Source organism: Phenylobacterium sp. (assembly GCF_031412415.1).
Lineage (GTDB): Bacteria > Pseudomonadota > Alphaproteobacteria > Caulobacterales > Caulobacteraceae > Phenylobacterium.
The window spans coordinates 1-8,271 of sequence record NZ_JANOCX010000459.1; the positions used below are offsets into that span (position 1 = coordinate 1).

At 67.0% G+C, this 8,271-nt stretch carries 8 protein-coding genes and 1 tRNA gene; 4 read left to right on the forward strand and 5 right to left on the reverse strand.

Annotated features, from left to right (window positions below; genetic code table 11):
* From RMO04_RS21080 to RMO04_RS21095, 4 genes are all read right to left on the reverse strand, one after another.
* Positions 1 to 1,298, reverse strand: a 1,298-nt coding sequence (locus RMO04_RS21080) for an ABC transporter ATP-binding protein (protein ID WP_309646731.1), incomplete at its 3' end; no start/stop codon positions are given.
* 175 nt (positions 1,299 to 1,473) lie between these two features.
* The gene (locus RMO04_RS21085; RefSeq protein WP_309646732.1) at positions 1,474 to 1,890 is read right to left on the reverse strand and encodes a Zn-ribbon domain-containing OB-fold protein; all 417 of its coding nucleotides are present in this window, start codon (positions 1,888 to 1,890) and stop codon (positions 1,474 to 1,476) included.
* A 4-nt stretch (positions 1,891 to 1,894) separates the two neighbouring features.
* Positions 1,895 to 3,082: a thiolase domain-containing protein gene (locus RMO04_RS21090; RefSeq protein ID WP_309646733.1), complete on the reverse strand. Its 1,188-nt coding sequence runs from the start codon at positions 3,080 to 3,082 to the stop codon at positions 1,895 to 1,897.
* Positions 3,083 to 3,173: 91 nt separating this feature from the next.
* On the reverse strand, positions 3,174 to 4,649 hold the full coding sequence (locus tag RMO04_RS21095) for an AMP-binding protein (protein ID WP_309646734.1): 1,476 nt from the start codon (positions 4,647 to 4,649) through the stop codon (positions 3,174 to 3,176).
* Between the two features lie 190 nt (positions 4,650 to 4,839).
* On the opposite strand from RMO04_RS21095, the gene RMO04_RS21100 reads away from it, so the two are divergent.
* From RMO04_RS21100 to RMO04_RS21115, 4 genes are all read left to right on the forward strand, one after another.
* Positions 4,840 to 6,384: a class I adenylate-forming enzyme family protein gene (locus tag RMO04_RS21100; RefSeq protein ID WP_309646735.1), complete on the forward strand. Its 1,545-nt coding sequence runs from the start codon at positions 4,840 to 4,842 to the stop codon at positions 6,382 to 6,384.
* A complete protein-coding gene (gene rraA / locus RMO04_RS21105; protein ID WP_309646736.1) occupies positions 6,381 to 6,854 on the forward strand; it encodes a ribonuclease E activity regulator RraA in 474 nt (157 codons plus the stop codon). Before RMO04_RS21100 ends, rraA begins: the two co-directional genes overlap by 4 nt.
* Before the next feature lie 16 nt (positions 6,855 to 6,870).
* Positions 6,871 to 7,314, forward strand: a complete 444-nt coding sequence (locus tag RMO04_RS21110; RefSeq protein ID WP_309646737.1) for a PaaI family thioesterase — start codon at positions 6,871 to 6,873, stop codon at positions 7,312 to 7,314.
* Between the two features lie 97 nt (positions 7,315 to 7,411).
* A tRNA-Ser gene (locus RMO04_RS21115) sits at positions 7,412 to 7,501 on the forward strand.
* Positions 7,502 to 7,622: 121 nt separating this feature from the next.
* On the opposite strand, the gene RMO04_RS21120 is transcribed toward RMO04_RS21115, so the two are convergent.
* A complete protein-coding gene (locus tag RMO04_RS21120; RefSeq protein ID WP_309646738.1) occupies positions 7,623 to 8,156 on the reverse strand; it encodes an SMI1/KNR4 family protein in 534 nt (177 codons plus the stop codon).
* Positions 8,157 to 8,271: the final 115 nt, after the last annotated feature.

Genomic DNA, 8,271 nt, shown 5'->3' on the forward strand with positions numbered 1-8,271 from the left:
TCGATCCGCACGACTCCCTCGCTCGCTTCGTAGAAGCGGGGGATGAGGGCGCAGAGCGTGCTCTTGCCCACCCCTGAGGCGCCGACCAGGGCGACGAACTCGCCGGGCGCGATGTCGAGGCTGACGCCCCGCAGCACGTGACGCCCGTTCTCGTCATAGCGGAATCCGACGTCGCGCAGGCTGATGGCGCCCGAGACCCGTGGCAGGTACAGCGCGCCCGGACGGTCGGCGATCTCCGGCTCGACCTCCAGGATCTCCATGACCCGTGTGAAGCCCGTGGAGCCCTGTTGCCAGAGGCGGGCGAAGTTCGCCAACCGCTGGATGGGGTCGACCAGGACCGCGACACAAAGCAGGAAGGTCAGCATGTCGGCGACGCTGAGATCGGCCTCCACCACCCGCACCGCGCCCATGACGATGACGACGACCGTGAGGAGCTGGGCGAAGGTCGTCAGGCCCATCGAGAAGAACGCCTCGCTCCGATAGCCAGCGCGGCGGCTGTCCAGAAAGGCGATGTTGTGGGTCTGGAAGCGGGCGTTCTCCACCGCCTCGTTGGCGAAGGCCTTCACCACCCGGATGCCGGAAAGCGAGTCCTCCACCCGCTCGTTGACCTCCGCCACGCGCTTTCGGCTGAGGCTGAGCGCGGCGTTCATGCGCCCGTTGAAGTGCAGGGCGTAGGCGACCGCGAAGGGGGTGAGCGCCAGGATCACCAGGGTGAGCGGCAGGTCCAACCAGGCCAGGATGGCGATGGCGCCGACGAACTTCAGCACCGCGATGGCCAGATCCTCCGGTCCGTGGTGGTAGAGCTCTCCCAGATTGAACAGGTCGTTGGTGATGCGGCTCATCAACTGGCCGACACGCTGGCTGTCGTAGAAGCTAAAGGACAGCTTCTGGCAGTGCTCGAAGACATCGCGGCGCAGGGCCGCCTCCATCTTCGCGCCCATGACATGGCCCTGGTAGTCCACGAACAGGGTGCTGAGCGCCTGGACGACCAGCAGGGCCAGCATGACCCCGCCCATCACGTAAATGCCCCCGAGCTCGACGGGGCGCCCGTCCAGGCCGACCAGGGCCTTGGTCACGAAGTTGGCGCACAGCGGCAGGAACAGCGCCGTGGCGGCGACCACGACGGCGCAGGCGAGATCGGCTGCGAGCAGCGGAACGTGCGGCCGATAGTACGAGAGAAAACGCCTCAGGCGCGCGGGTGAGAGCCCGCCCGGGAGGTCGAGGTTGAGGATGGATTTAAGGCGCGCGAGGCGCGGGGAGGCGGCGTTAGCTGGCGGCCTCCGGATGTCGGAATGCATGAAGCTTCATGTCCTGGTGAACGAAATGGCCTTTCCGGTTGGACATGAAAGTCTGCATCTCGAACTCCCCAGGGCTGACGCCGCGATGAGCGGGACTATGAGGCCGGTCGGGCCGGCGCGCAACTTGCCGCTGTCATCCCGGCGCTTGCGTGAGCCGGGATGACAGGCGGGTGAGCTAGATCGGCGCGAACACCGGGACGGGCGGGCCGCCTTCGGTGTCCTGGAACTTCACCTTGACCTTCTGGCCGATGGACAGGCCGTCGGGCAGGACGTCGACGAAGTTGGTCAGGACCGCCGGACCCTCGTTCAGGGTCACATAGCCGATGGCATAGGGGCCGGTCGGCGAGCGGTGCATGACGCTGTAGGTATAGATCACGCCTTCGCCGGGGCTCTCTTCCCAGACAGTGTCCTCGGAGAAGCAGAACGGGCAGATGGCGCGCGGATACCAGTGGGCCTGCTTGCAGCCATTGCAGCGCTTCAGCAGGAACCGGCCCTCGGCGGCCGCGTCCCAGAAGGGCTTGCTCTCGATGGTCACCGGCGGCGCTGGGATCTTACGGGTCATGTTGGTGGGGGCGTCTTGAACGTCGCTCATGGCCTTAAGCCTCCCGTTCCATGATGAGGGTCGCCGCCCCGTGGCGGGTGCCGAGCGAGCCCCCGGTGCCGTGGGCCAGGGCGATGTCGCAATTGGGGACCTGGACCTTGGGGTGGGCCTCGCCGCGCAGTTGACGCACCGCCTCGATCACCTTGGTGATGCCGCCGCGATTGGTCGGGTGGTTGTTGCACAGCCCGCCGCCGTCGGTGTTGAAGGGCAGCTTGCCGACGCCGGAGATCAGGTTGCCGTCGGAGACGAACTTGCCGCCCTCGCCCTTCTTACAGAAGCCGAGGTCCTCAAGTTGCATCAGCACGGTGATCGTGAAGCTGTCGTAGATCGAGGCGTACTTGATGTCGGCCGGGGTCACACCCGCCTCGCCGAAGGCGATGGGGCCTGACCAGACCGCGCCCGAATGGGTGAGGTCCAGGCCATGGCCGCCCATGGGCCCCTTCGGTGACTCGCCCGCGCCCATGATCTTCACCTTCGGACGGTTCAGGCTCTTGGCGACCTCGGGGCTGACCACGATCAGCGCGCCGCCGCCGTCGGTGACCACGCAGCAGTCCAGCAGATGCAGCGGATCGGCGATCATCCGCGAATTCACCACCTGCTCGACGGTGACCACATCCTTCAGGAAGGCGTGTTCGTTGTACTGGGCGTGGTGGCTGGCGGCGACCTTGATCCAGGCGAGCTGCTCGCTGGTGGTGCCGTACTCATGCATGTGGCGCATGGCGCACATGCCGTAGGTGTTGTGGGTCGAGCCGCCGTAGATGTTCTCGTAGCCGGCCTCCGGCGGGCCGTCGGTGAGCTGGCCAGGCTTGCCCGCCCCGCCGCCCCAACCGCCCTTGTTCTGGCGCGGACGGCCCGCGAGGGTGACCAGAGCGACGCTGCACTTGCCCTCGGCGATCGCCTGGGCCGCGTGGCCCACATGCAGCAGATAGGACGAACCGCCCGTCTCGGTGGAGTCCATGTGCCGGACGTTCTTCAGGCCCATGTAGTCGATCATCGACATGGCCCCGAAGCCGGGCGCGTCGCCGGCGCAGAAGTAGCCGTCGATGTCGTCCTTGGTCAGGCCGGCGTCGGCCAGGGCGCCCTTGGCGCACTCGGCGTGGAGCTGCGGCGTCGACTTGTCGGGCGCGTCACGGAGCGGATGCTCGTAGGCCCCCATGATGTAGGCCTTGCCTCTTATGCTCATGCGTTTCCTCGGAAATGTCTTTGAAGAATGGTGACGGCTTATCGCGGCGCAGCATCGACGACAATCGTCATGCGGCAAGTCGGAGAGGTGGCTACGCTTCGGCCTTCAGCCTCGCGATCCGTTCGTCGCGCAGGGCCGTGCGCCGCACCTTGCCGGCGTCGTCGCGCAGGGGTTCGTCGACGAACTCGAAGGTCCGGGGCTGCTTGTAGGTCACCAGCCGCGAGGACAGATGCGCCCGGATCGACTCCTCGTTCCGCGCACCCTTGGTCTGGACGATGGCGTGGATCTTGTTGCCGAGGTCGTCGTCGGGAATGCCGATCACCGCGCAGGACTGCACGTCGGGGTGTTCCTCCAGCGCCGCCTCGATCTCGGCGGGATAGACGTTAGAGCCGCCGACCAGGATCATGTCGGTGCGCCGGTCGGCCAGGTACAGATAGCCGTCCTCGTCGAACCAGCCGATGTCGCCCAGGCTCTCCCAGCCGCCCTCCAGCACCTTGGCCGTGGCGCCGCGGTACTCGTAGGTGGGCGGCGCGCCCTCGGCCCGGCGCATGTAGATTTCGCCAACTTCGCGCGGCGGCAGCGGCTGGCCGTCGTCGCCCACCGCCATCATCTCCCCGGCGCTGACCTTGCCCACCGAGCCGCGATGCTCCAGCCACTCGGCGCCGGATATGATCGTCACCGCCTGGGCCTCGGTGCCGGCGTAGAGCTCCATCACCGTCTCGGCCCCGACCCAATGGATGAAGGCCTCCTTCAGCCAGGCGGGGCAGGGCGCGGCGAGGTGCCAGAGGGTCTCCAGAGACGACAGGTCGTACTTGGCGCGGGTCTCCTCCGGCAGATGCCAGATGCGGTTCATCATGGTGGGGACCAGATAGACCCAGGTGGCCTTGTGTTTCTCGATGGCGACCAGGGTCGCCTCGGCCTCGAAGCGGGGCAGCAGCACCATGTGCGCGCCCATGGCGAAGGCCGCCATCATCATGCCGAACCCGGCGTTGTGGTAGAGCGGGGCGGGCAGCAGGGCGATGGAGTTGGCCTTCAGCCGCCAGCCGCCGACCTCCGGGATATCCTTGGTGCTGACACCCGGTTGACCGGCCAGGATCAGCTTGGGCCGTCCGGTGGAGCCGCCGCTGGTGGGCGCCTTGGAGACCGGGGCGGTGACGTCGGGCAGGTCGCTGTCGTCGTCGGACAGGGCCAGCAGATCGGCGACCGACAGCAGCGGCCGGTCGATCTGGTGCTCGAACTCAGCGATCACCACCGGCGTGTTCGCCAGCTCCATGATCGCCTCCAGCTCGGCCTTGGGCAGGCGGAAGGCGACGGGCTGGGGGGTGGCGCCGACCTTCCACATGGCCCAGCAGGCCACGGCGAAGTCGGTGGAGTTGGGCAGGCCCAGCGTCACCAGGTCGCCCAGCTTGACGCCGTGGGCGATCAGGCCCCGGGCGGCGCGGTTGGAGAGCTTGTGGAACTCCAGATAGGTCAGGGTGGCGTCGCCGCAGCTCACGGCCGGCGCATCGGGCTTCAGTTGGGCCAGCAGCTTCAGCTTGGCGCCCAGCGAGATCATCTCGTCGGCCATAAGTGGTTTCGTCCCAAATAATGCGGTGGGCTCTGACGGCCCGTGGTGTCTTGAATGCGATGCGTCGCCGGTATGCGGGGGCGGGCCCAGGCACTTTCCCTCGCGGGAAGGCCGCCGGGCAAGCACCGATTGCGGCCACCGCGCCTTCCGGCCTAAGAGAGCCCAACAGCCGTTTGAACCGGAGGCGAGCATGACCGTCGAAGAGATCCTGAGCCAGGAGTTCGGCACGCTCGAACAGGTGGTCCGCGCCCAGGCCCAGGCGCTGGGCGACAAGCCCGCCCTGGTCGACGCCAGGCGCACCATCTCCTACGCCGAGCTGGACGGGCTGATGGACCGCATCGCCGCGGCGCTGCAACGGGAGGGCGTGGGCAAGGCCGACGTGGCCGCCGTCTGCGCGACGACCTCGGCGGAGTATGGCGCGACCTTCTTCGGCATCCTGCGGGCCGGGGCGGTGGTGGCGCCGCTCGCGCCGTCCTCGACGGCCGAGAGCCTGGTCATGATGCTCAACGACTGCGGGGCCAAGGTGTTCTTCCTGGACGCCGGCGTCGCCAAGCAGCTTGAGGGTGTCGCCGACCAGATCAAGGCCCAGCGCGTGGCGCTCGACGGCTCGTCCGCCGGTATCGCCTTCGAGGACTGGCTGGCGCCAAAGGGCGCCAAGCCCACGCCGGTCGAGGTCGATCCCGACCAGGGCTTCAACATCATCTATTCGTCGGGCACCACCGGTGCGCCCAAGGGCATCGTCCAGCCGCACCGCATGCGCTGGGGCCAAATCCGCCGAGGGGTCTATCCGGCCGACTCGGTGACGATGATCTCGACGCCGCTCTATTCGAACACGACGCTGGTCTCTTACCTGCCCACCATCTCCAACGGCGGTACGGCGGTCTTGATGCCCAAGTTCGACGCCGAGCAGTTCCTGAAGCTGTCGGAGAAGCACCGGGCCACCCACGCCATGCTGGTGCCGGTGCAGTACCGCCGCTTGATGGAGCGGCCGGACTTCGACAGCTACGACCTGTCCAGCTTCCAGATGAAGTTCTCCACCAGCGCGCCCTTCTCGCGGGAGATCAAGGCCGACGTCCTGAAGCGCTGGCCGGGCGGGCTGATCGAGTATTACGGCATGACCGAGGGCGGCGGCTCCTGCGGCCTGGCGGCCCACGAGTTCCCCGACAAGCTGCACACCGTCGGTCGGCCCCTGCCGGGCCACGACATGCGGCTGATCGACGAGGACGGCAAGGAAGTGGCGCAGGGTGAGATCGGCGAGGTCGTCGGCCGGTCAGGCGCCATGATGGTCGGCTACCACAACCAGCCGGGCAAGACCTCGGACGCCGAGTGGTATTCCCCCGACGGCCTGCGCTTCATCCGCACCGGCGACGTGGGCCGGTTCGACGAGGACGGCTTCCTCACCCTCATGGACCGCAAGAAGGACATGATCATTTCCGGCGGCTTCAACGTCTATCCCAGCGACCTGGAGGCCGAGATCGTCAAGCATGACGGCGTGCTCGAGGCCGCCGTGGTCGGCGTGCCGTCGGACAAGTGGGGCGAGACCCCGGTGGCCTTCGTGGCGCTGAAGCCTGGTGACACGACCAGCGCCGATGCCCTCAAGACCTGGGTCAACGACAAGCTGGGCAAGACCCAGCGCCTGGCCGACCTGCAACTGGTCGAGAGCCTGCCGCGCAGCCACATCGGCAAGGTGCTGAAGCGCGAACTTCGCGACGCCTATCAGGGTCCGGCCTCGTGACCTCCGTCGCCGATCTCTGCGACGAGCATGAGGAAACCATCGAGGTCTGCGAGGTCCAGTTCCGCGACTTCGGCGGCCGTTTGGCCTTCTCCGGCCGCATCCGCACCGTCCGCTGCTACGAGGACAACAGCGAGGTGAAGGCCCTGCTGGCGACGCCCGGCGACGGCTGCGTGCTGGTGGTCGACGGCGGCGGCTCGCTGCGCCGCGCCCTGGTCGGCGACGTGCTTGCGGGCGACGCGGTGAAGAACGGCTGGGCCGGGATCGTGGTGTTCGGCGCCGTGCGCGACACGTCGGTGCTGGCCACCCTCGACATCGGGATCAAGGCGCTGGGCACGATCCCCATGCGCGGGATCAAGCGCGGGGAGGGCGTTGTCGACACGCCGGTCGCCTTCGGCGGCGTCGTGTTCGTGCCGGGAGATATCCTGCACGCCGACGGTGACGGGATCGCGGTCATCGCCGCCGACGCCTAGACTTTAGGAGACCCCCATGTCCGCCGCCTTCCCCGCCCTCACCGACGCCGACCCGGTCGCCGCCCTCAACCGTATGCAACAGGGCTTCCTGCCGGGCGAACTGGCGCTGGAGGTGCTGGAGGTCCGCCACGGCTACCTGCGCAGCCAGGTGAAGGTCGAGAAGCGGCACATGGCGCCCAACGGCTACATGCACGCCGCCAGCGTGGTCGCCCTGCTCGACTCGGCCGCCGGCTATGGCTGCCGCATGGCCCTGCCGCCCGGCGCCAGCGGCTTCACCACCATCGAGATCAAGACCAACTTCCTGGGCACCGCCAAGGAAGGCGAGACCGTCATCTGCGAGGCGAACCTGACCCACGGCGGTCGCACCACCCAGGTCTGGGACGCCACGGCGACCAACCAGGACACCGGCAAGGTCATGGCCCTGTTCCGCTGCACCCAGATGGTTTTGCGCCCTCACTAGACCGAGGCGAAACGCCCGCTTGATCTGGCGTGGCCGGATGAGTAGGTTCCGCGCCTCGCTCAGCGGGCCCTGTCACCCAGGGCCCGATGTCGTCTCTGGAGAGGTGGCTGAGTGGTCGAAAGCACCGCACTCGAAATGCGGCGTACCTGGAAGGGTACCGTGGGTTCGAATCCCACCCTCTCCGCCATCCGGCTTCGCGCTTTGCGCTTCGCAGGACTGACTTCGCCGCGAAGCAGGATGCATTTCGAAGCTTGAGCGAAGTAAGGCTGAACCGTGCCTGTCTGCGGATAAGCCCCTGACTATAGTAGCTATTCGCGCGCCGGCCAGTCCGAGAACGGCCTGAACAGGTGGTCGCAGGGCAGCATATGGCTGGGGAAGTCTTCGGGTATCATGTCACCGATGGCGAGTCCGGCGAGGAAATCGGTGAGGTCGCAATCAAACACCTCAAACTGCCCAAGGCCCCGACCCCAGACGACGATCTTCCAGTCTGCCGGCGGGCCGCGGGGCAGCCAAAAGAGGTAATCGCCGAAATCGGTCTTGCCGAGCGGCAAGAGCCCACCCGGGGCCGGCCACAGCGGATATGGAAGATCGTCCTCGATGAGCAAGTTCTTGCAGATCGTGCGGACTTCAGGCGCCAGCCGTACGTAGATACTTCCAGATGTTGGAGTGTGGACGCAGAGAAACTCCATGAAGCTGCCGTTCCCATAGAGCCGTACAAAATTCTTGTAGTCCTGAGGCAGAACCGTACCGAGTTCCGCTTCGATCGGCTCCCACGGACCATCGAACGCCTCGAACGGCGTGGCCGGCGGCGGGACCACTTCGATGAGTGTCTCGATCGTCATCTGCGACGCCCCGCGGGATTGTCGATGAGCCGGGCGGCAGGCGCGCCGCGAGACCCATACGCTGTCAAAAGGATCGCCGAGGGTGGCAGCGCGTTCTCACCATAGAGTGGCTTCG